This is a genomic window from Actimicrobium antarcticum (assembly GCF_039536745.1).
GTDB lineage: Bacteria > Pseudomonadota > Gammaproteobacteria > Burkholderiales > Burkholderiaceae_D > Actimicrobium > Actimicrobium antarcticum.
This window is the reverse complement of the sequence record NZ_BAAAZE010000008.1, coordinates 700,276-722,679: the sequence shown is the minus strand read 5'-3', so window position 1 is coordinate 722,679 and position 22,404 is coordinate 700,276. Positions and strand designations below refer to the sequence as shown.

24 protein-coding genes are annotated in these 22,404 nt (G+C 60.0%); 11 read left to right on the top strand and 13 right to left on the bottom strand.

Annotated elements, in window-relative coordinates; genetic code table 11:
• Positions 1-31 precede the first annotated feature (31 nt).
• The 3 genes from ABD720_RS11225 to ABD720_RS11215 form a co-directional block, all read right to left on the bottom strand.
• The gene (locus ABD720_RS11225; RefSeq protein WP_344763374.1) at positions 32-1,225 is read right to left on the bottom strand and encodes a phosphoglycerate kinase; all 1,194 of its coding nucleotides are present in this window, start codon (positions 1,223-1,225) and stop codon (positions 32-34) included.
• A 91-nt stretch (positions 1,226-1,316) separates the two neighbouring features.
• On the bottom strand, positions 1,317-1,640 hold the full coding sequence (locus ABD720_RS11220; RefSeq protein ID WP_344763373.1) for an AzlD domain-containing protein: 324 nt from the start codon (positions 1,638-1,640) through the stop codon (positions 1,317-1,319).
• A complete protein-coding gene (locus tag ABD720_RS11215; RefSeq protein ID WP_344763372.1) occupies positions 1,641-2,393 on the bottom strand; it encodes an AzlC family ABC transporter permease in 753 nt (250 codons plus the stop codon). It lies immediately after the preceding gene.
• Positions 2,394-2,509: 116 nt separating this feature from the next.
• On the opposite strand from ABD720_RS11215, the gene ABD720_RS11210 reads away from it, so the two are divergent.
• From ABD720_RS11210 to ABD720_RS11190, 5 genes are read left to right on the top strand one after another with little or no spacing between them, the layout of a single operon-like run.
• Positions 2,510-2,710, top strand: a complete 201-nt coding sequence (locus ABD720_RS11210) for a zinc-finger domain-containing protein (protein WP_344763371.1) — start codon at positions 2,510-2,512, stop codon at positions 2,708-2,710.
• A 40-nt stretch (positions 2,711-2,750) separates the two neighbouring features.
• Entirely contained in the window at positions 2,751-3,182 is a 432-nt protein-coding gene (locus ABD720_RS11205) for a YybH family protein (protein WP_344763370.1), read from the top strand.
• Positions 3,183-3,228: 46 nt separating this feature from the next.
• The gene (locus ABD720_RS11200) at positions 3,229-4,194 is read left to right on the top strand and encodes a YheT family hydrolase (protein ID WP_344763369.1); all 966 of its coding nucleotides are present in this window, start codon (positions 3,229-3,231) and stop codon (positions 4,192-4,194) included.
• Positions 4,187-4,828 carry a DUF2946 family protein gene (locus ABD720_RS11195; protein ID WP_344763368.1) on the top strand — a complete coding sequence of 214 codons (642 nt, stop codon included), beginning with the start codon at positions 4,187-4,189 and terminating at the stop codon, positions 4,826-4,828. Before ABD720_RS11200 ends, ABD720_RS11195 begins: the two co-directional genes overlap by 8 nt.
• A 6-nt stretch (positions 4,829-4,834) precedes the next feature.
• Positions 4,835-5,671, top strand: coding sequence for an HDOD domain-containing protein (locus tag ABD720_RS11190; RefSeq protein WP_344763367.1), 837 nt, complete (start codon positions 4,835-4,837; stop codon positions 5,669-5,671).
• Between the two features lie 18 nt (positions 5,672-5,689).
• Here the strand turns inward: ABD720_RS11190 and ABD720_RS11185 are convergent, their stop codons facing one another.
• Positions 5,690-7,273: a M48 family metalloprotease gene (locus ABD720_RS11185; protein WP_425547966.1), complete on the bottom strand. Its 1,584-nt coding sequence runs from the start codon at positions 7,271-7,273 to the stop codon at positions 5,690-5,692.
• A gap of 66 nt (positions 7,274-7,339) precedes the next feature.
• On the opposite strand from ABD720_RS11185, the gene moaC reads away from it, so the two are divergent.
• Positions 7,340-7,852 (top strand): cyclic pyranopterin monophosphate synthase MoaC, encoded by a 513-nt coding sequence (gene moaC / locus ABD720_RS11180; protein WP_344763366.1) that lies wholly within the window; start codon positions 7,340-7,342, stop codon positions 7,850-7,852.
• A gap of 341 nt (positions 7,853-8,193) precedes the next feature.
• On the opposite strand, the gene ABD720_RS11175 is transcribed toward moaC, so the two are convergent.
• From ABD720_RS11175 to recA, 9 genes are all read right to left on the bottom strand, one after another.
• On the bottom strand, positions 8,194-8,664 hold the full coding sequence (locus tag ABD720_RS11175) for a pilin (protein WP_344763365.1): 471 nt from the start codon (positions 8,662-8,664) through the stop codon (positions 8,194-8,196).
• Between the two features lie 205 nt (positions 8,665-8,869).
• Complete coding sequence (locus ABD720_RS11170) at positions 8,870-9,544, bottom strand: FHA domain-containing protein (protein WP_344763364.1); 675 nt, start codon at positions 9,542-9,544, stop codon at positions 8,870-8,872.
• Between the two features lie 56 nt (positions 9,545-9,600).
• Positions 9,601-10,419 carry a Stp1/IreP family PP2C-type Ser/Thr phosphatase gene (locus ABD720_RS11165; RefSeq protein ID WP_344763363.1) on the bottom strand — a complete coding sequence of 273 codons (819 nt, stop codon included), beginning with the start codon at positions 10,417-10,419 and terminating at the stop codon, positions 9,601-9,603.
• An 86-nt stretch (positions 10,420-10,505) separates the two neighbouring features.
• Complete coding sequence (locus tag ABD720_RS11160) at positions 10,506-11,240, bottom strand: TerC family protein (protein WP_344763362.1); 735 nt, start codon at positions 11,238-11,240, stop codon at positions 10,506-10,508.
• A gap of 126 nt (positions 11,241-11,366) precedes the next feature.
• Positions 11,367-12,248, bottom strand: a complete 882-nt coding sequence (gene sucD / locus ABD720_RS11155; RefSeq protein WP_344763361.1) for a succinate--CoA ligase subunit alpha — start codon at positions 12,246-12,248, stop codon at positions 11,367-11,369.
• Between the two features lie 34 nt (positions 12,249-12,282).
• A complete protein-coding gene (gene sucC, locus ABD720_RS11150) occupies positions 12,283-13,449 on the bottom strand; it encodes an ADP-forming succinate--CoA ligase subunit beta (protein WP_344763360.1) in 1,167 nt (388 codons plus the stop codon).
• 43 nt (positions 13,450-13,492) lie between these two features.
• A complete protein-coding gene (locus ABD720_RS11145; RefSeq protein WP_344763359.1) occupies positions 13,493-14,071 on the bottom strand; it encodes a DUF2889 domain-containing protein in 579 nt (192 codons plus the stop codon).
• Positions 14,072-14,750: 679 nt separating this feature from the next.
• Positions 14,751-15,224 (bottom strand): recombination regulator RecX, encoded by a 474-nt coding sequence (gene recX / locus ABD720_RS11140; RefSeq protein WP_344763358.1) that lies wholly within the window; start codon positions 15,222-15,224, stop codon positions 14,751-14,753.
• 94 nt (positions 15,225-15,318) lie between these two features.
• Positions 15,319-16,425, bottom strand: coding sequence for a recombinase RecA (gene recA, locus ABD720_RS11135; protein WP_344763357.1), 1,107 nt, complete (start codon positions 16,423-16,425; stop codon positions 15,319-15,321).
• Positions 16,426-16,703: 278 nt separating this feature from the next.
• On the opposite strand from recA, the gene ABD720_RS11130 reads away from it, so the two are divergent.
• The 5 genes from ABD720_RS11130 (at position 16,704) to ABD720_RS11110 (ending at position 22,311) form a co-directional block, all read left to right on the top strand.
• Positions 16,704-17,672: a hypothetical protein gene (locus ABD720_RS11130; protein ID WP_344763356.1), complete on the top strand. Its 969-nt coding sequence runs from the start codon at positions 16,704-16,706 to the stop codon at positions 17,670-17,672.
• Positions 17,673-17,771: 99 nt separating this feature from the next.
• Positions 17,772-18,482 (top strand): response regulator, encoded by a 711-nt coding sequence (locus ABD720_RS11125; RefSeq protein WP_344763355.1) that lies wholly within the window; start codon positions 17,772-17,774, stop codon positions 18,480-18,482.
• 1 nt (position 18,483) lies between these two features.
• Entirely contained in the window at positions 18,484-20,001 is a 1,518-nt protein-coding gene (locus ABD720_RS11120) for a sensor histidine kinase (protein ID WP_425547965.1), read from the top strand.
• Positions 20,001-20,282: a DUF4212 domain-containing protein gene (locus tag ABD720_RS11115; RefSeq protein WP_344763354.1), complete on the top strand. Its 282-nt coding sequence runs from the start codon at positions 20,001-20,003 to the stop codon at positions 20,280-20,282. The genes ABD720_RS11120 and ABD720_RS11115 overlap by 1 nt, the downstream gene beginning before the upstream one ends.
• Positions 20,272-22,311: a sodium:solute symporter family protein gene (locus ABD720_RS11110; RefSeq protein WP_344763353.1), complete on the top strand. Its 2,040-nt coding sequence runs from the start codon at positions 20,272-20,274 to the stop codon at positions 22,309-22,311. Before ABD720_RS11115 ends, ABD720_RS11110 begins: the two co-directional genes overlap by 11 nt.
• Positions 22,312-22,404: the final 93 nt, after the last annotated feature.

Here is a 22,404-nt window from a genome sequence, read left to right as displayed (position 1 = left end):
GCTGAAGCGTCGCGGTTTTTACTGGGGCCAGTTAGCCGGCAGCACGTTGCTCCAGCACGGCAACCGCCGGCAAGGTCTGGCCTTCGAGAAATTCCAGAAACGCGCCACCGCCGGTGGAAATGTAGTCGATACGGTCACTGATGCCGTACTTCGCAATCGCAGCCAGCGTATCGCCACCGCCGGCAATCGAAAACGCTGCGGCGTCGGCAATGGCCAGCGCCAGGGTTTTGGTGCCATGACCGAACTGGTCGAATTCGAACACGCCGACCGGGCCATTCCAGACCACGGTACCAGATTTGGCAATCTGCACGGCCAGCAGTGCGGCGGTTTGCGGCCCGATATCCAGGATCATGTCGTCGTCTTCGACGTCGGCGACCAGTTTGACCGTGGCGGTGGCCGTGGCAGAAAATTCCTTGGCACAAACCACATCGGTCGGGATCGGCACCGAGGCACCGCGGGCGCTCATCATTGCCATGATCTCTTTGGCTTCGGCCACCAGATCGGCTTCGGCCAGCGATTTGCCGATCTTCAGGCCAGCGGCCAGCATGAAGGTGTTGGCAATCCCGCCGCCGACGATCAGCTGGTCGACCTTGGCCGCCAGAGCTTTCAGAATCGAGAGTTTGGACGAGACTTTGGAGCCAGCCACGATCGCCACCAGCGGCCGGGCTGGCGCATGCAGCGCCTTGCCCAGTGCATCGAGTTCAGCGGCCAGCAACGGGCCGGCGCAAGCGACCGGAGCGTAGCGGGCGATGCCGTGCGTGGTGGCTTCGGCGCGATGGGCCGTGCCGAACGCGTCATTGACATAGATGTCGCAGAGCGCGGCCATTTTTTTCGCGAGGACGTCGTCGTTCTTTTTTTCGCCGAGATTGACGCGGCAGTTTTCGAGCAGCACAACCTGGCCTGGCGCGACATCGACGCCATCGATCCAGTCCTGGCGCAGCGCGACCGGCTGGCCGAGCAATTCGGCGAGGCGCACGGCAATCGGTGCGAGGGAATCTTTTGGTGTGAATGTGCCTTCGGTCGGACGACCCAGATGCGAGGTCACCATCACGGCAGCGCCGGCATCGAGCGCCTGGCGAATCGCCGGCACCGAGGCACGGATGCGGGTGTCTTCGGTGATGTTGCCGGCATCGTCCTGCGGCACATTCAGATCGGCGCGAATGAAGACGCGCTTGCCACGCAGCTGGTTGTCGGCGATCAGGTCGCTGAGTCGATTGAATTGCATAGCCAAAACCCCGATACCTACGTTGAAAGAGGCGACATTTTAACCCAGCCAGTAGGCCTGCCCGGCGTTTTTCCGGTAGTAGTCGGACAACCTACATAATCAGCCGCAGTGCCGTATAAAGGGCCATCCCGATGACGATAGTGCCCAGCATGTGTTTGGTCAGCAGGAAAAAAACCACCGCGCCGATCCCGGCCAGCAGGCGCGGATTGGTCCAGTGCAGATCCACCGCGCCACCGACCATCACCAGGTCCGGCGCGACGATGGCGGCCATCGCGGCGGCCGGGGCGTAGCGCAAGGCATGCTGCAAGCGCTCGGGCAGCTTGACTGCATGACCCAGTAAAAAGAAGGAACTGCGTGTCACGATCGTGGCCAGCGTGAGCAGCGCAATCGTGATCCAGATTTCGGTCGTGGTCATTCAGTTCTTCCCCGGCAGGTGTTTGTCCATCAGGCGATCAATCAGCATGGCAACTGCCATGCCGGCCAGTACCGCCACCAGCAAGCCGAGCCGGTACGGCACATGCGCCGCCAGAATCGCGACCACACCGGCGACCAGCACGCCACCGAGCGCGGCAAGATTGACGGTCATCGGAATCATCACCGCCAGCAGCGCCAGCGTGCCGGCAAAACCGATGCCCCAGCTTTCCGGTATCTGGCTTGCCAGCAGGATGCCGATCAACGCCCCGCTTTGCCAGGCACACCAGTTCGGGTAGCAGATTCCGGTGAAATAGCCGACCTTGCCGGCCGGCTGATGCAAGGTTTCGGAAGGAAACCGGCGCGGAAAAAACCCCATCGTGATGTCGGCATTGAAGTAGCCGTACCAGAGCCGCCGATGCCACGGCAAATGCGCAAAATGCGGCCCGATCGCCGCTGCAAAAATCACGAAGCGCAAGTTCACCACCAGCGCAGTGACAAAGACCACCCACTCCGGCGCATTCGCGGCAATCAGAGGCAACGCCGCCAATTGGGCCGAGCCGGCAAACACGAAGAACGACATGCCCAGCGCCTGCCACAGGGTCAGCCCGGATTTGACCATCGCCATGCCGGACACCATGCCCCAGGCAAAGATACCCGGCATGGTCGCGCCACTGATCTTGAAGGCATCGGAGAAAGCGCGTTTTTCGAGGACGGCGGCGGATTGATGGCCAGAGGCGGTTTCGGCGTTGAGCATGGGTACGGTGCAATGGTGGTGCAGTGATTAACCGCTCATTTTACAGTCGAACTTTTTGGCGATGCCGAATCCGCTAAAATCAGGCTTTTCTTCCCTGACAAAGCTGGAACATCGCCATGAGCAATTTGAAGTCACCCTCTGCCCCCGTCGAACTCGGCGCCATGGATTTGCCCGCCCATTGCCCGAACGACGCGATGCCGGTCTGGTCATCGCATCCGCGCGTCTTTCTTGACATGGGCACCAACGGCCACGCCAAATGTCCGTACTGTGGCACCGAATACCAGATGCGACCGGGCGAAGCAGTGCACGCGCACTGACTGCCTGCGCCACACATTCCCTGAACACCACGGAGCCACCATGTCTCGCAAAAAACAATTAGGAGGCACGCCGGATGACACCGAAGCCGCCTTTTATGATGCACTCGGTCGCGCCGACCTCGACGCGTTGATGGCACTGTGGGCCGATGACGAAGAAATCACCTGCATTCATCCGGGTGCGCCGCGCCTGATCGGCCATGCGGCAATCCGCGCCTCGTGGCAAGCCGTGTTCGAACACGGTGGCGTGCACATCCATCCGGTGCAACTGCATGTGATGCAAAACCTGATGGCCGCCACCCATAGCGTGCTCGAACAAATGCGCAGCGGCGACATCACGCAGGACCTGCACATCATCGCCACCAATGTGTACCTGAAGACTCCGCTGGGCTGGCGCATCGCGGTGCATCATGCCTCGATCGCGCCGGGCAAGCCACCGGTGGCAGCCATTCCGGATTCAACGACGTTGCACTGAACCGCTCCTGACCTGGTCGTTTTGGAACGGCAGAAAGATCGCACTTATGCATTACCACGCTCCCCGCTGGCTACCCGGCGGACATCTGCAAACGGTGTATCCGGCCAAGTGCATCGACAAGCCCGTGGTGGCTTATCGACGCGAACGCTGGGACGCGCCGGATGGTGATTTTGTCGATATCGATTTCGTCGCGGGTCGGCCGGGCATGCCGTTCGTGGTGCTGTTCCACGGGCTGGAAGGTTCGTCCGACAGTCACTATTGCCGCGCGCTGATGGCGCATCTGCACAGCCTGGGCTGGTCCGGTGCGGTACCGCATTTTCGCGGCTGTTCGGGTGAACTGAATCTGGCACCGCGCTTCTATCATTCCGGCGATGCGCAGGAACTCGACTGGGTGCTGCGCCGCCTGAAGGCAGGCCCCGAGGTGGCGCAGGCCAGTGCATTTTTTGCCGTCGGCGTATCCCTTGGCGGCAATGCCCTGCTGCGCTGGCTGGGCGAGTCGCAGCATGGTGCCGAGATCGTCGATGCGGCCTGCGCCATTTCGGCGCCGCTGGATCTGGCAGGTGGCGGCGCGGCACTGTCGTCAGGATTCAACATGCTGTACACCCGCATGTTCCTGCAGACCCTGAAACCGAAGTGTCTGCAAAAGCTTGCGCAGTTCCCGGGCCTGTTCGACCGCGACAAATTATTGGCCGCGCGCGATCTGTACGAGTTCGACAATCTCGTCACGGCACCGCTGCACGGTTACCGCAATACCGAGGATTACTGGGACCGCGCCAGTGCCCGCCATGTGCTGGGTGACATCACCGTGCCGGCGCTGGTGCTCAATGCGCGCAACGACCCGTTCCTGCCGCCGCGACATTTGCCAGGCAGCGCGGCGGCCAGCGTGGTGCTGGAGTTTCCGGAGACCGGCGGCCATGTCGGCTTCGCCAGCGGCAGCCTGCCCGGCCGACTCGACTGGCTGCCACGCCGCATCGTCAAATTTCTTCAGCAACGGAGCCCGGTTCATGGATGACATCGTCAAGCAATCCCTCGTCAAATGGCCTAACGTGCCGCATTGCTATGGCTGGCTGGGCCTCGATGCGCGCGGCTACTGGCGCATGCGCGATGAAGCCGCCCAGCATCACGACCAGCCCGGCGACAAGATCGCTCACGTCGCGCTGCTGGGGTTCATCAATCGCAATTATCTGCACGATGCGCAGGGGCGCTGGTACTTTCAGAATGGTCCGCAACGGGTGTATGTGAATCTGGAGGCGACGCCGTTTGTAGCTCACACCGTGGCACACACCGAGGCGCATGGCGCTCCATCATTGAAACTGGTATTGCAAACCGGCGAGACACTGGAGCAACTTGACGCAGCCTGGCTCACCGATACCGGCCAGCTACTGGTGCAAGCCGGCGAGCGCGTGGCGCTGGTCGACGATCGCGATCTGGCACGCTGCCTGACGCATGTGGAGATCGACGGTGCGCCTGCGGGTGATGCGGCGCTGATGGCATGGCTGGACGATCCGGCCGGACCGACGGTACTGACACTGGCCTATGGCGACCAGCAGCTGCCGGTGGGGCGACTGGCCAGTGATGAACTGGCAGGCCACTTCGGTTTTGTACAGCGGCCGCAAGCGGACCCCGCAAATGATTTCAAGGAGTAGGACACGATGGCCACAGTGATACGCGATGATGTCATCAAGAACGTACGAGACCTGCCGTCACTTCCGGCTGTCGTGATGGAATTACTCAACAGCATCGACGAGGACAATGTCGACATCAGCGTGCTGGCCAACAAAGTGGCGCAGGATATGGCGTTGACGGCAAAGACGCTGTCGCTCGCTAATTCGTCCTATTTTGCGCCGGCCGTCAAAGTGACGACCATCCAGCAGGCCATCACCTTGCTGGGTATGCGCAATGTGCGCACGCTCATTACCAAAGCCGCACTGAGTGGCTGTTTTCCGGAACGCGCGTGCAAGGGATTCGATCACGCCCTGTTTTGGCAGCACTCGACTGCGACCTCGATTGCAGCAGGCATTCTTGCGCTGCACCTGAACCTGAACCAGGACTACGCCCGCACGGCAGCGCTATTGCATGACATTGGCCGGTTGGTGCTGGTGAGCTGCTTTCCGCAGGACTATGCGAGCGCCGTCGAACTGCATACCGAACAAGGCATCGCGATGCTGGAGGCAGAACGTCAGGTTTTTGGCATGGACCATGCCGAAGCGGGCGCCCTGCTGGCAGCGAACTGGAATTTTTCGGACACGATGCGCCTGGCGATTGCCGGCCATCATGAGCCGGACCGTCCGGGTGCCGGTTTTCTGGCGGCGATCGTGCATGTTGCCAATGCCATGGTGCATCAGATCGCGTCCGCCGAAGAAGGCCATCAGATCATGCCTTCGGTATCGCGCACGGCATGGGAGGCACTGAACCTGGATGACGCGATTTATGCGCGGATTTGTCAGGAAGTGCAGGTGGCGTTCGAGAAGCTGCAAGCGGCAACCTGACAGCCGACCCGCTGGCCGTTATTTGCTGCGCTTGCTGTCCGCCAGTTCCTCGCGCCAGCGTGCCTCGAAATCGCGCTCCCGCGCATCCACCAGCGCCTGGTCATAAAAAGAGGCATCCGGTGCGGCACGGGCAATTCGCAACTGGTCCATCGCTGCCGGCAAACTGCCGCCGAGCGCATACGCTTCGGCCAGCGCCAGATGCTGCAGCACCAGCTTGCCCTTGGCCGAATAGGCTTTGGCCAGTTGTTCCTGCAGTTCTGATTCCTGGCGGTACAGCTGGATCTGGTCACGCAGGTAGGCAATTGCATCGTCGGTGCGGCCGGCTGCCAGCAGGGTGTCGGCATAACGCCGCGCCAGACCGCGCGACAGCGGAAAACGGTTGCGCGCCGTATTGGCCAGTGTCACGGCGTCGTCCGTCTTGCCGGACGCCAGCAGAAGGTCGATACCGAGATAATCCAGCACGCTGCTTTCGCCGCCATCCCGCGGCGCACCGCTGTGCAGGGCGGTGCGCGCTTCCTGCAGCAATCCGCGAGCTTTGGCGTAGTCGCCGCGCCGGTACGCGACCAGCGACAGACCGTATTTGCCGGCCACGGTTTGGGTGCGGGTTTTTTGCAGCAGTTGCGCGGCATAGATGACGCTGGCATCGCGCCAGCCCTGCGACGTATCATCCTGCAAGACCCGCACGCGGGCCCGAATCAACTGGAAATCCAGCGTATCGGCGTGCTGGCGATACCGCAGGTCGCGCGTGCGCGCCTGGATATCGGCGATGCGTTCGGTGGTCAGCGGATGCGAGCGCAGATACGCCGGAATGCCTTCGGAGTACCCGCTGGACGCGGTCTGCATGCGCCCGAAAAAAGCCACCATACCCGCCGTCTCGAAGCCGGCATCGCGCAATATCTGCAAACCCACGCGATCGGCTTCGCGTTCGGCATCGCGACTGAAATTGAGCTGGCGCTGCAATGCCACGCCTTCCGACCCCACTACCAGCGCCGCCGACGCATCCGGATTGGCACGCGCGGCCAGCACGGCCAGGATCACGCCGGCCAGCGGAATGAGCATGTCCTGTTTTTGCTGACCGAGCATGCGGGCGATATGGCGTTGCGCCACGTGACCGATTTCGTGCGAGATCACCGACGCCAGTTCGGACTCGCTCTGCGCTGCCAGCAGCAACGCCGAATGCGCGGCAATAAAACCACCGGGCAGCGCAAAGGCGTTGAGCATCGGGTCCCGCACCACAAAAAAGAAATAGTCGAAACTCGCCTCGCCGCGCGCTTCCGGTCGCGCCGCCAGCAACTGGTTGCCGAAGTCATTCATGTATTCCAGCGTGGGCGCGTCGTCGAGATAGTCCGGATTGCGCCGGATATCGCGCATGATGGTTTCGCCCAGCTTACGCTCGGTCAGCGGCGACAGCGATTGCCGATCGGAATCGCCCAGACTGGGCAAATTGACGTTGTCGGTCAGAGTGGCGGCGCCGAAGGACGCTGGACAGAACAGCGCCGCGAGTACCGCGACGATGGTGGCGCGCCGCCTGCAGCGTCCGGAAAGCCGGAGGATGGACGGTCCGGCGCGGGGCAACGGGATGCGGTCATTGGATGATTTCACGGTGCTATGATACCCGCTCACCGGCCTGCCGCGCCGCCCCTGTCCACCCTGCTTTCTCGAACCTTCATGACGAACCACACCCTGCCGCAAGACCCCGTACCACCGCATGCAGAACTGACCCATTTCGACGCTACCGGACAAGCCCACATGGTCGATGTCGGCAGTAAAGCCGAAACCCACCGCGTCGCCATCGCCACCGGCACGATTCGCATGAAACCGGAAACGCTGGCATTAATCCAGTCGGGAACCGCGAAGAAAGGCGATGTGCTTGGGATTGCCCGGATTGCCGCAATCATGGCGACCAAGCGCACCAGCGAACTGATTCCGTTGTGCCATCCGCTGGCATTGACGCGGGTGGTGGTGGAGTTCAGTGTGGATGCGCCTAACAGCAGTATCAGCTGTACGGCGCAGGTGGAAACATTCGGGAAGACTGGCGTGGAGATCGAGGCGCTGGCCGCGGTACAGGTTGGATTATTGACCGTCTATGACATGTGCAAGGCGGTCGATCGGGGGATGGTGATTGACGGAGTGCGGGTGCTGGAGAAGCACGGGGGGCGGTCGGGGGATTGGGTGGCCTGAGTGCTTTGCGGCTACCAAGGGGCAGGGGAAGTATTGCAATGATCGATACGTAGTCGCGCCTGAGCGGGCAGCCATGACGTACGCCTTTGCCTGAAACGGAAGGTGGCCTACGTCTTTTGCCAGCATTTCGTGGTTTGCAAGGAACTCGACCAGCAGTAACTTGGCATTTGCTCGCCACTGGTCGAGTTGCTTAGCAACTTAATTTTTCAACGTTTGTCTACGTGACTTGCCGCTTTCCGAAACCTGTCAATTGGCAAAGCATGCAGAATATTTAAAAGCGCGAAACGAAGGACCGGAAGCCGCCCAGCTCACCGAAGCGAGCCGGAATCTTTTTGCAACGATTATGGGCAACCACCTTGACCAGGCTTGAGTCCCCGGACGGCGTCACAAATCGTCGAGGTGCCTGCAGCCCATTCCATATTGGCCTGCCCAGCACCGGTTGTTGGAGTCAAAGTGTATGCCAATGCAACACCCGCATTGGTCGTCGCCCCTGTCGTGGCAACGGTGATCGCGCCAGTCGTAGAGCTAATAGTTGGAAGGGTTGTGATGAATTTGGTAGTTGCTGTCATATTGGCGATGCCGTTGGTTCCCATCGTAGCGCAGTTAGTGAATGTGCTGTTGCCAGCCTGATAGCATTCGGCAATAGAAGTTTTCAGGCTCTCCAGTTCGGCGGCGGCACCGGCGGCACGGGTACGCGAGGTATAGTTTGAATATTGCGGCAGGGCAATGGCAGCCAAGATACCAATAATCGCCACCACGATCATCAATTCAATCAGCGTGAAGCCTTGCTGTGTTTTTTTGATCATTTTCATTTTATTTGTCCTATGAGAAGTGGGCAGAGGCTTCTGCCTTGATCACTACCTCGCAATCCGTGTGCCAGCCCCAACTACAACAAAACTACACAAAATTTAGACAAATCCTAGAAAATGTGACTGCATCCATCACCCACAACTGACAATTAATGTCAGGCAACACTTTTTTTGTCACTCCGCCCTGCCCGATGCTGCCCGCCCCGAGCTAACGCAACAAAAATATCATCTCAGTCCCCGACAAATCCAGCACACACCCCGACTCGATCGGAGTCGCACCGGCACCGATCGAGATGCTATTGACCAAGGGATAGACATCTCCCTCGACGTGCGTAATCAAAAACCCTTGTGGCCGCCGGGTGATTACTGCGACCTGGACACCAGGACATCCGATCGTGGTGAGTGACTTGGTCAGGTTGACTTCTCTCCCTGCATCCGGACCGGTCAGTATGCGGATCACCGGCATCGGGGCTGGCGAACTGGCAGTGGCGCCGGCAATCGCGGTTTCTCCACGCGGTACTGAGGCATCGATGTGGAACAGTTCGGATTTGGCAACCGGCGCAGGCTCCGCGAGGCTCTGGTCAGACATGCGCGGGACCGTACTGTCGTAGCGCAGCTCGTAGCCGGCCAGTCGGATCACGTCATTATTTTGCAGGCAATGCTTGCGTATCGGCTGGCCGTTGACTTGCGTGCCGTTGGTGCTGTTGAGGTCTTCGACAAAACACTCCTGACGGAGCATGCTGATCATCGCGTGCCGTGCACTGACCGAGCGCATCGCCAGCACGATGTCGTTCTGCGGTCCACGACCGATGGTAGTTCGTTCACCGGCCAGCACGACGTCGTGCAGCACCTGGCCATCTTTTGACACTATGATCTTAGGCAATTTTGCTGTCCCCCAGATACCAGTTCACTTGGCTGGAACATGGGCGTACTGTTGGGCTAGGTGATCCAGTTCAGAATGCGCTCGATCAGCCCGCCTTTGTCCGTACCCATTGCTTGCACCCGAACCAGCATAACGGAAATATTGTCACTCCCGCCATAGTCGTTCGCGCTCGTCACCAGATTGTCGGCAGCCTCTTGCAGGCTGTGGCCGGAAGCGTGCAGGATGTCGCTGATCTGTTGTGCGGTGAGCATGTCCGACAGGCCATCCGAGCACAGCAAATAGACGTCGTCTGGCGCGATCGGGTAGGTGTGCACCTCGACTTCCAGGGCATCGTCGATACCCACCGCGCGCGTAATCAAGTTTCTGTTTTCAGCAAATTGGGCCAGCTCGGGACTGATCAGGCCGGCGTCGATCTGGTCCTGCAATTGCGAGTGATCGCGGGTGAGTTGTTCTAGTACCTCGTCCCGAAACCGGTAACACCGTGAATCACCGACGTGTGCCAGCGTGAGCTGACCGCGTTGAAACAGCGCCACGACCAGCGTGGTCCCCATGCCCGCATAAGCAGGTTCGTCGAACGCCGCATCCAGAATTGCCAGGTTGGCGTAGGACACGGCATCGATCAGCAAGTCGCCAAAATCCTCCGGAGCGGAGTCGCTCGGGGCGGCCGCCAGAAGCCGCAACCGGGATTCGATGACTTGCGGAACGATCGACGTAGCGATGCTGCTGGCGACTTCGCCGGCGTTGTATCCGCCCATGCCGTCGGCCAGCACCAGCAGGCCAAAGTCCGGACTGAGCGCGATCGCATCCTCGTTATGCGGACGTACCCGGCCAGTGTCGGTACGCACCGCAAACTCCAGTGGCGGGAGACTAGCCATCGATCGTGGCGTCAGCCAATCCACAGTAGCCGGTTCTAACCATCATGCTCCACCTTTCCAAGGGAACCACACGCCAGGACGCGCACTTAGTGTTCTGGCACTGCGCGGGAATTGCGTCGCGCCAGCGTCTTTCCGGTCAGGACCACAACAACGGCACCGACCAGCCCGGGTACGCTCAGCGTCACGCCTGTCAACTGCAGGCTCAGGGCTTGTGCGGGCAATACCGACACGAGCCACGGCCCCAGTGCGATATCCGTAAATATCATGGCGCCGGCGAGGTAGCCTAACAGCCCGGCACCAAAAGTGATGATCAGCGGCAGCCGCTCCATCAGTTTCAGCACCAGCGTGCTGCCCCACACGACAATCGGCACACTGACCAGAATACCGAATACGACCAGCAGCAATTGGTGTTCGCCGGCGGCCTGTCCGGCCGCACTGGCCACGGCGATCACATTGTCGATACTCATGACGAGATCGGCAATGATGATGGTTTTGATGGCGCTGGCCAGACGATCGCTGCCAGGCAGCTTACTGTGGTCGCCACCTTCGTCGGACAGGAGTTTGACACCGATCCATAACAACAGCAGCCCGCCCGCCAGCTTCAGATACGGCACCTGCAACAGGGTTACAGCGAAGCCGATCAGGACGATCCTGATGGCAATTGCACCGGCGGTACCCCATAAAATACCCTTCAGTCGCAGGTGCGCAGGCAGGTTGCGGCAGGCCAGCGCGATCACGATCGCATTGTCGCCACCGAGCAGCAGGTCGATCAGGATGATCTGGCCGACAGCGACCCAGTTCAGGGTAAGCAAAAAATCCATGGTCTTTCAACAGGTGTCAGCGGACCATCACGTCCGCTCGAACGAATAGGGAGATGCAAAAAAGCAGCGGGGAGCCGAAGCTCCCCGCGAGTCGCCGCGAGGACGACCGATCCAGCTTGTCGTCGATTACAACATGGATTTCAGCAGACGCGCCATTTCGGACGGGTTTCTGGTGACGGTGATACCGCAGGCTTCCATGATTTCCAGCTTGGCCTGCGCAGTGTCTGCACCACCGGAGATCAGCGCACCAGCATGACCCATGCGCTTGCCCGGTGGCGCGGTCACGCCAGCGATGAAGCCGACGACCGGTTTTTTCATGTTGTCTTTGATCCAGTAAGCCGCGTTGGCTTCGTCAGGACCGCCGATTTCACCAATCATGATGACCGCGTCGGTATCCGGATCGTCGTTGAACGCCTTCATGATGTCGATGTGCTTCAAGCCATTTATCGGATCGCCGCCGATGCCGACTGCGGTCGATTGGCCCAGGCCCAGCGCCGTCAGTTGACCCACTGCTTCATAGGTCAGCGTGCCGGAACGCGAGACCACACCGATACGGCCCTTCATGTGGATATGGCCCGGCATGATGCCGATCTTGATTTCGTCAGGCGTAATCAGGCCAGGGCAGTTTGGTCCGAGCAGCAAGGTCTTGCTGCCAGACTTTGCCATGCGGTCTTTCAGCGCCATCATGTCACGTACCGGAATGCCTTCGGTAATGCAGATCGCCAGGTCGAGTTCGGCTTCGACGGCTTCCCAGATCGCGGCAGCAGCGCCGGCTGGCGGAACATAAATTACCGAGACGTTGACACCCGTCTTGGCTTTGGCTTCTGCGACGCTGGCAAAAATCGGAATGCCTTCGAAGTCTTCACCGGCCTTCTTTGGATTGACGCCGGCGACGAAACAGTTCGCGCCATTGGCGTATTCGCGGCACATGCGCGTGTGGAATTGACCGGTCTTGCCGGTAATTCCCTGGGTTACGACTTTGGTATCTTTATTGATCAGAATCGACATGGTTGTTCCTAGTAGCTCGTATTTTGGCGTGCGGTTAGTGCGCTTTGGCGGCAGCAACAACCTGGCGGGCGGCGTCTTCCATCGTGTCGGCTGCAATGATCGGCAGGCCGGACTCGGCGAGCATTTTCTTGCCCAGGTCCTCGTTGGTACCTTTCATGCGCACGACCAGCGGCACTTTCAGGGACACGGCTTTGGACGCAACGATCACGCCTTCGGCAATTACGTCGCACTTCATGATGCCGCCGAAGATGTTGACCAGAATGGCTTTCAGCCCCGGATTCTTCAGCATGATCTTGAAGGCTTCGGTGACCTTTTCTGCGGTGGCACCGCCGCCGACGTCAAGAAAGTTGGCTGGCTCGCCGCCGAACAGTTTGATGGTGTCCATCGTGGCCATGGCCAGACCGGCGCCGTTGACGAGGCAGCCGATATCACCGTCCAGCGAGATGTAGGCGAGGTCGAATTTTGAGGCTTCGACTTCGGCCGGATCTTCTTCATCCAGATCGCGAAAGGCGACGATTTCTGGCTGGCGATACAGCGCATTGGCGTCAAAGTTGAACTTCGCGTCGAGCGCGATGACCTTGCCGGAGCCGGTCAGGATCAGCGGGTTGATTTCGGCCAGCGATGCGTCGGTTTCCCAGTACGCCTTGTACAAGCCTTGCAACTGGGTGCGGGCGTCGACGATGGAGGCCGGTGGCACGCCAATCTTGGCAGAGATCGCATCGGCTTCGGCATCGGTCAGGCCAACCGACGGATCGATCGCGACATGATGCAGCAGTTCAGGATGGCTTTCGGCGACTTCTTCGATGTCCATGCCGCCTTCGCTGGATGCCATCAGCACCACGCGCTGCGTAACACGATCGGTTACCAGGCTGACGTACAGTTCTTTCTGGATGTCGGCGCCTTCTTCGATCAGCAGGCGACGCACTTTCTGGCCTTCAGGACCAGTCTGATGCGTGACGAGTTGCATGCCGAGGATGGCTGTGGCGTATTCGCGCACTTGCTCAAGAGACTTGGCCACTTTGACGCCGCCGCCCTTGCCGCGACCACCTGCATGAATCTGGGCTTTGACCACCCAGACCGGGCCACCGAGTGTCTCGGCTGCCTTCACGGCCTCGTCGACGGAATTGCACGGAATGCCGCGCGGAACTGTGACGCCATACTTGCGGAGGATTTCCTTGCCCTGATACTCATGGATTTTCATGCGAGCTTCCCTTCAAACGCTGATCGTAAAAGTGCTGGGTTGACTAACTGGATTGAGACGGGTCCGCGACTTTGATCGACCATCGCGGATAATATTGCGCTACCGCCACACCATCGGTGCGTAATGCGTGGCAGCGGTCGAGTTGAAAAGGTTTTTCATGCTGGTTGGCGCTGTCGCCGTCGCGCGTATCGATCACATCGCCGGCAAAGGCCTGAATCGCTGCGGTTGGCAGGATTTGGGCGAGCTCGGTCAAGTGCGAACACCCTGCGATGCCGGCGACCCGGCCTTTGAGTTCATGTCTGAACCCCTTTAGCAGGTTCAGGCCGACTAGTGATTGGTAGGCCGGGCCGATGGTGTCGCAAAATCCGGGGTACGGTACAGCGTCGGAAACGGCTTCGGCCGCCACCACATTGAACGCGAGGTCGATGGTCAGACGCAGCTTGAGGTCATGAATGGGCTCGCCAGCGTCACGACTGCCAGAAGCCAATGTCACGACGCGGGTTTTAATATCGGTAATTTGTGCATCGATGTCCCACAACCCGTCATCACGAGCAAACGCCTCGACCTTGATGGAGCGAGTGTGCTTCAGAGCGCGACGGGAAACAGGCGGAGATAGGGGCATACGGACCAATGCCATGAAAGAGCGGCGATAAAAAAAGAAGGCCGCATTTGCGTTCAGTGAAAGCAGATTCTGCGTTCACAACCGCTCATGCGGCAGTGCAAAAACCGGGAAAGTGTAGCACAGCTCAATTTGGTATTACACATCTGCAGCGCCGATTGCAGGCAATCTGGCGGACCGGCATAGTCAATTGGCAGACAGTTTTGGGCAGCCGGGAAAACTTCTCACCTGCCGGAACGCAAACAATCGTCGACCATGATTCATGGTTGGCAAAGAATTATTTTCAGGAAAGGAAACTACTGGGACTGATTACCGTCAGTTCTTGTCTGGAAAGGGACTATTTTTAACGCTAATCGATACGGCACATGCTTGACGGACGAGTGCGTCGTCCTTGCTGCGTAACTTTTCGAGCGGCGGTCATTGTCATCTCGAACCCGGCTTCAGTTGGGTTGATACTGACTCGACACCTGTACTTGGGACCTGTACTTGGGACCTGTAGTTGATACCCGTCCCCGATGGCGGGCACTCGAATCGTCCATTGGCGGCCAAGCCGCACATCCCGAGATTGCGACAAGAACGGCACCGCCAGCGGCTTGTAGAAGACACCCGTAGCCAGCGATTTACTAGAAAACAGTCGAATGGACGATCGGCGTGAGCGTACAACTACAGCCAAACAACTAGCTCATTCCTCGTCCGCCATAAAATCATCCTCATCGCCACGCAACCGCATTGCCGCCTGAATCGCCCGATGCGAAAAGCCGCGTTGCTGCAAAAATCGCATTTGCTTGCCGCGCTCGGCAGCGCTTGTCGGTGGCTCTCCGAATTTCCGGAGCCAGACCTCCCGCGCCCGCGCCACTTCATCAGTCTGCAATCTGCCTTTCAGGACACTCAGTTCCTCGCCCTGAATGCCGTGGCTTTGCAGTTCGGAGACGATCCGGTTATTACCGAAGCGCGCCGCACGACGGTGAATCAACGATTCCGAAAAACGCGCTTGCGACAGGAATTTGGCGTTCTCCAGCCAGTCAAGCAAGGCGTCGAGGTCCTCGCCTTCCTGCACATGACGTTGCAACTTGCGCGACAGCTCCAGCCGGCTATGTTCACGCATCGACAAATAGCGCAGCGCCCTCGCCTTCAGACTGACTTGCGGCCGGGCCATCAGCGGTGCGCGGCGGGCATGAATTTGTCGGGATGCTGTGCGGTGCGCACATCAGCACACCGGCACACTCCCCGACAAGCGCAAGCCGCGCCGATCATTCTGCCGCGACGTCCTTGCTGTCGGCAGCGGCCTTATCGGCTGCTGCTTTCTTTTTGGCGGCAGGCTCGGCGGCCTTGATGGCACCCAGTTCCGGCACACCCAGCGAGACACGGACCTTGTTTTCGATCTCGCGGGCGAGTTCCGGACGCTCTTTCAGGAAAGTGCGTGCGTTGTCCTTGCCCTGGCCGATGCGTTCGCCGTTGTAGCTGTACCAGGCACCCGCTTTTTCGACGATCTTGGCCTCTGCGCCGAGATCGAGGATTTCACCTTCGCGGGAGACGCCTTCGCCATACAGAATGTCGAAATGCGCTTCGCGAAATGGCGGTGCGATCTTGTTCTTGACGACCTTGACCTTGGTTTCATTGCCGATGACTTCATCGCCGGACTTGATCGAGCCGGTGCGGCGGATATCCAGGCGTACCGAGGCATAGAACTTCAATGCATTGCCGCCCGTAGTGGTCTCGGGGTTACCGAACATGACACCGATCTTCATCCGGATCTGGTTGATGAAGATGACCAGTGTGTTGGTGCGATTGATCGACCCAGTCAGTTTGCGCAGTGCTTGCGACATCAGTCGTGCCTGCAAACCAGGCAACGAATCGCCCATGTCGCCTTCGATTTCAGCGCGTGGCGTCAGGGCGGCGACCGAGTCGATGACGATCAGGTCAACGGCACCCGAACGCACCAGTGCATCGGTAATTTCGAGCGCCTGCTCGCCGGTATCGGGCTGCGAAATCAGCAGGTCCGACAGGTTGATGCCAAGTTTTTGGGCGTAGCCCACATCGAGCGCATGTTCGGCATCGATAAAGGCGCAGGTGCCGCCGAGCTTTTGCATCTCGGCGATGGTTTGCAACGTCAGGGTGGTCTTGCCGGAGGATTCCGGACCGTAAATTTCGACCACACGGCCGCGTGGCAGGCCACCGACACCAAGGGCGATGTCGAGACCGAGCGAGCCGGTCGATACGACCTGGACTTCTTCGACCACGGCGCCATCGGCCATACGCATGACCGAACCTTTGCCGAACTGTTTTTCGATCTGGGCCAGCGCTGCCGCTAGCGCCTTGCTCTTGTCTGAACCGGGTAAGGCTTTTTTGTCGTCCATGAATCTTCTTTCAACGGTAGGGATGCCAGCGATCTGGCATCGTTACATCAATCACAAGCCATCATATTCAATCACAGCTCGCACTGTATAAAAAAACAGTGGTTTATGCAAGCAGGGTTTTTTGTGCCAGATCAAACTTCTGGCCCGGGCGTCAACGTGACCAACTGGCAATCCGGGATCATCCCACGATGCGGCCGCGCAGGTCGCAGGATACATGACGAAATATTTGTCTGCGCATCCGGTGGTAACCTTCGCACTTGCGTCGATTCGATGACGCAATGACTTATTGCCACCAAGAGACTCCACCGAATTCACGCCGCTACTTGCCCTACGAAACCACATCCTCATTGCGCCAGCCCCGCCGGCGGTCTACCGACCGGATGACTCCGGTCGAGCCACCGCGTTCCCGGCCGGTCACAATTTCGGTCGCTGCCGTCGTGACCCTGCTGCTGCATGGCCTGGTGCTCTGGCTTATCCTGCATCACACGAGCGACTTTCCGCAGCCGTTGGATGGCAAGCGTGATACCGAAACCACGTTGATGATGATTCCGAACGTACCGGATGCCGCGGCACAGCCGAAGCGCGCACGCGGCGTCGAAGTACCGGCCAGGCCAACGGTCGTTCCGCGCAAGCCAAAACCGCAAAAGCAGGCGCCGGTACGCGCCAGTCGACCGCGGCCAGTTCCCGACACGCCAAGCCTGCCGGCACTCGCCCGCACCGTTCCGCCGCCCGAGCCCGCAACCCCACCCGTCGATGACTTCTCCAGCCGACTGGCCGCGAAGCAGCAACAGCGTGCGGAAGCCGAATCACAGGAACGCGCAACCCAGGCTGCACGCGGCACGCCCGAGCAACAGGATAACGAGCGCGGCAAGCAGGCGGCGCTGGCCAATATCGCCTCCAGTCTGAAGTCCGCTGGCATCGAGAAGGAAAGCGGCGGCGGCCTGTTCCAGTTACAAAGTGTCGGTGCACACAACGCCGAATTCCTGTTCCGCGGCTGGAAGAAAGACGCCGGCCGCAACTGGAGCCAGATGCTCAACGTCGAACAAGGTAGCGAGCTCGATATCCGGATCGCCGTGGTCAAGAAGATGATCGAGATCATTCGCCAGCATACCCAGGAGGATTTCTCGTGGGATTCACGCCGGCTAGGCAAAAAAATTATGTTGAGCGCCCGTCCGGAAGAGTCCGCCGGTCTGCAGCAATTTTTGCTACGGGAGTTCTTTCCCGACTACAGCCCGCCGCGCCGATGAACGATCCGGTGAATTTGTCATCTCTGGCAAAACCATCATTTCTTGCCCGAATCCAGCGAACGCAATAAACTCTGCGCATTCCTCCCTGGGCCAAATACCATGCGTATCCTGCTTGCCGAAGACGACAGCGTACTGGCCGATGGATTGACGCGTTCGCTGCGCCAGTCCGGCTATGCCACCGATTGCGTGCATAACGGCGTGGAGGCCGATCTGGCGCTGTCGACACAGGACTTCGACCTGCTGATCCTCGACCTCGGCCTGCCACGGATGTCGGGCCTGGAAGTGCTGCGCAAGCTGCGCGCCCGCAATTCCCACCTGCCCGTGCTGATCCTGACCGCCGCCGATTCAATCGAGCAGCGCGTCAAGGGACTCGACCTCGGTGCTGATGATTACATGGCCAAGCCATTTGCCCTGTCCGAACTCGAAGCGCGCGTGCGCGCCCTGACCCGGCGCGGTGTTGGCGGCGGACCGACCGTGGTGCGGCACGGGCCGCTGTCCTACGATCAGGTTGGCCGCATCGCGTATCTGAACGAACAGATGCTGGATCTGTCGGCACGCGAACTCGGCTTGCTGGAAGTGCTGCTGCAGCGTACCGGCCGGCTGGTCTCGAAAGAGCAGCTGGTCGACCATCTGTGCGAATGGGGTGAGGAAGTCAGCAACAACGCGATCGAAGTCTACGTCCACCGCTTGCGCAAGAAGATCGAAAGCGGCGGCGTCAGGATTGCCACCGTGCGCGGGCTCGGTTACTGCCTCGAAAAATTTCCCGACGTGACGGCATTGCCCGTGCCTCCAGCGCCAGCGGCGACCTGACGTGCCGCTACGGAACACGCCGAACACCCTGCCAGCGGATACGCCCGACAACATCGCAGAACCGATCCAGCGTTCCCTGTTCGGCGAAATTCTGGACTGGATGCTGGTGCCGTTGCTGCTGCTCTGGCCAATGAGCATTGCCATCACCTACCTGGTCGCAAAATCGATCGCCAACCAGCCGTTCGACCGCGCGCTCGATGACAGCGTTACCGTGCTGTCGCAACAGGTGCGAGAAGTCGACGGCAAGGTGGTGGCACTGTTGCCCGGCACGGCACGCGACATCCTGCGCGCTGACGATGTCGACAACGTGTACTACCAGGTGCTCGGCCCGCGCGGCGAATTTGTCGACGGCGACCGCGACATGCCGGCGCTGGTGGATGAAGAAAAACCGGCCACCAGCTCGGTACAGTTCCGCAACGACCGACTGCACGGCACCGAAGTGCGGATCGCCTATGTGCTGGTCGATCTGCGCGCTCCGGAACAGGCCAGCGACGCCTCGCGGGAGCCACGACTCGCGCTGGTGCAGGTCGGCGAGACTCTGGACAAGCGGGCACAACTGGCCAATGAAATCATCAAAGGCGTGATCCTGCCGCAGTTCATCATCCTGCCGGTCGCACTGGCGCTGGTCTGGTTTGCGTTGGCACGCGGACTGGCACCGCTGGCCGAGTTGCAGCAACGCATACGGGCACGCCGGCCAGACGACCTCAGTCCGATCGCCTCCGGCCAGGTGCCGGAAGAAATTTCGCCGCTGGTGCGCTCGCTCAACGACATGCTGGAACGCCTGTCGCAAACCATCCAGCTGCAAAAGCGCTTCATTGCCGATGCCGCGCACCAGATGAAAACGCCGCTGGCCGGCATGCGCATGCAATCGGAACTGGCGCTGCGCCAGACCTCACAGACAGAAATCCATCGCTCGCTGGAACAGCTCTCGAAAAGCTCCGAATCGGCCACCCGCCTGATCAACCAGCTGCTGGCGCTGGCGCATGCAGAGAACCAGACCCCGCAAGCCAAAGCATTCGTCCCGATCGAGCTGTGCGAACTGGCCCGCAATGTCGTGCAGGACTGGGTACAGACCGCCTTCACGCGACACATCGATATCGGTTTCGAGCAGCCCGGACATCCCGTCATGACCAGTGGCAATCCGATGATGCTGCGCGAATTGCTGGGCAATCTGATCGACAACGCGCTGCGCTACACCCCGCCGCACGGTAGCGTGACCATCCGCGTGCGCATCGATGAGGACCGCGAGCATGCCATGCTGGAAATCGAAGACACAGGACCCGGTATTGCGGCCACCGAGCGCAACCATGTCTTCGAGCGCTTTTATCGCATCCTTGGCAGCAATGCCGAAGGCAGTGGGCTGGGACTGGCGATCGTGCGTGAAATTGCATTGCAACACGATGCCGAAGTCGACATTTTCAACAATCCGCACAGCCACGATCCGAAGGTGCCGGGCAGCCTGTTCCGTGTCACGTTGCCGATGTCGCAGCTGCATGCCTTCATCGAGGACATCGGCTGATGCGTGAATTCCTGCACGGTGCACCACTCAAGCCTGCCGCGCATTGGCGCATGACCCGCCGCCTGACATTGCAGTTGCTGGCAGGCTGGTTCGGCATCACCTTCACGATCATTTATTTCGCGCGCCAGCTGGATGGCTACGCGCTGTTCGGTTGGCCGTTGTCGTTTTATCTGGCGGCGCAGGGCGCTACCGTACTGTATGTCGTGATCATCGCTGGTTATGCCTGGCGCATGGCGGCGCTGGACCGTCGCTTTGTCGAGGAAAACAGCGATGGCGAGTAATGCCTTTTCGGCCCGACTGAAGCGCTATTACGCCTGGTTTGCGCTGGGTTTCGTGCTGTTCCTGATCACGCTGGCGCTGCTCGAAAAAGAAGGCATGCCGCGTCTGTGGATCGGCTACCTGTTCCTGTTCGCGACCATCGTGATGTACGCCGGCATCGGCGTCATGAGCCGCACTTCCGACGTCACCGAATACTACGTGGCCGGGCGGCGCGTGCCCGCCATGTTCAATGGCATGGCAACGGCCGCCGACTGGATGTCGGCTGCCAGTTTCCTGAGCCTGGCCGGTGGCCTGTATTTGCAGGGTTTCGACGGGCTGGCCTACATCATGGGATGGACTGGTGGCTTCGTCCTCGTGGCGCTGCTGGTGGCGCCGTATCTGCGCAAGTTCGGTCAATACACGATTCCCGATTACCTGGCGGCGCGCTACGGCGGGCGCTACGGAAACGATATGGTGCGCACGCTGGCGGTGATGGCCACCGTGATTGTGTCGTTCACGTATGTGGTCGCGCAAATCTACGGCGTCGGCCTGATCACGTCGCGTTTTACGGGCGTGGACTTCTCGGTCGGGATATTCCTCGGGCTGGCCAGCATCCTGGTCTGTTCCTTCCTCGGCGGCATGCGCGCGATCACCTGGACCCAGGTGGCGCAGTACCTGATCATGTTGATCGCCTACATGATTCCGGTGGTGTGGATGTCGGTCAAGCACACCAGTGTGCCGGTACCGCAGATTTCCTATGGCACGGCGCTATCGACGCTCGGTGAACGCGAAAAGGTGCTCAGTGCCGATCCCGGCGAGAAGCAGGTACGCGATGTGTTCGTGCAGCGCGCAGCCGATCTCGATGTACGCTTGCGCGCACTGCCCGGCTCCTGGGAAGATGGCCGGGTCGATGCGCAGCGCCGCGTCGAGCAACTCAAACGCGAGAACGCCTCGCTGATCGATATCAAGACCGCAGCACGAGCGCTTGCGGCGTATCCGAAGGATGCCAGCGAAGCCCAGCGCAAATGGACCGAGGCACGCACCAATTACCTGGCGCGCGCCGCGCCGCTGGTGCCGCATGCAAAGCCCTTTCCGGGCACCGATGCTGCCGCTTCCGACATCAAGCGCAACAACTTCCTTGCGCTGGTGCTGTGCCTGATGATGGGTACTGCGGCCCTGCCGCATGTGCTGGTGCGGTACTACACCACGCCGTCGGTCATCGAAACGCGCAAATCGGTGTTCTGGACGCTGTTTTTCATCATGCTGCTGTACATCACGATTCCGGCGCTGGCGGTGCTTGTGAAGGTGGATATTTACACCTCGCTGGTCGGCTCCGAATACTCGCACCTGCCGGGCTGGGTCTCTTACTGGACCAATCTCGACAAAGCCAATCCACTGGTCAGCATCGTCGACATCAATCACGACGGTATCGTGCAGCTGGCTGAAATCGTTCTGGATGGCGACATCGTGGTGCTCGCCACGCCCGAAATCGCCGGACTGCCGTATGTCATCTCGGGTCTGATCGCTGCCGGCGGACTGGCGGCGGCGCTGTCGACTGCCGACGGACTGTTGCTGACAATTTCCAGCGCCCTCTCGCATGATGTCTACTTCAAGAAAATCGATCCGACCGCGTCGCCGCAGAAGCGCGTCACCATTTCGAAGCTGCTCTTGCTGGTGGTGGCGCTGATCGCCGCCTATGTTGCGTCACTCAAGCCGGGCAACATCCTGTCGATGGTCGGCGCGGCATTTTCACTGGCGGCATCGATGCTGTTTCCGGCGCTGGCGCTGGGGGTGTTCTGGAAGCGTGCAAACCAGCCCGGTGCCATTGCCGGCATGCTGGTCGGTCTGGTGGTCTGTGTGATCTACATGTTGCGCACCTATCCGGCGCTCGGTGGCTCGATTGCGGGGCAATGGTTCCATATTGCACCAATTTCAGCAGGAATCTTTGGTGTGCCAGCCGGATTCCTTGCGCTGGTGATCGTCAGCCTGATGACGCCGCCGCCCGATCAGCACACACTGGCGCTGATCGACCGGTTGCGTCGGCCGGATTGATTCTGCAGAGCCGGGCTGGCGATTTCAGCGCGACAATTCAGATCATCGAACCCGCTGGCACATTTCTTGATACTCTTTGTACAAGCTCGCTGC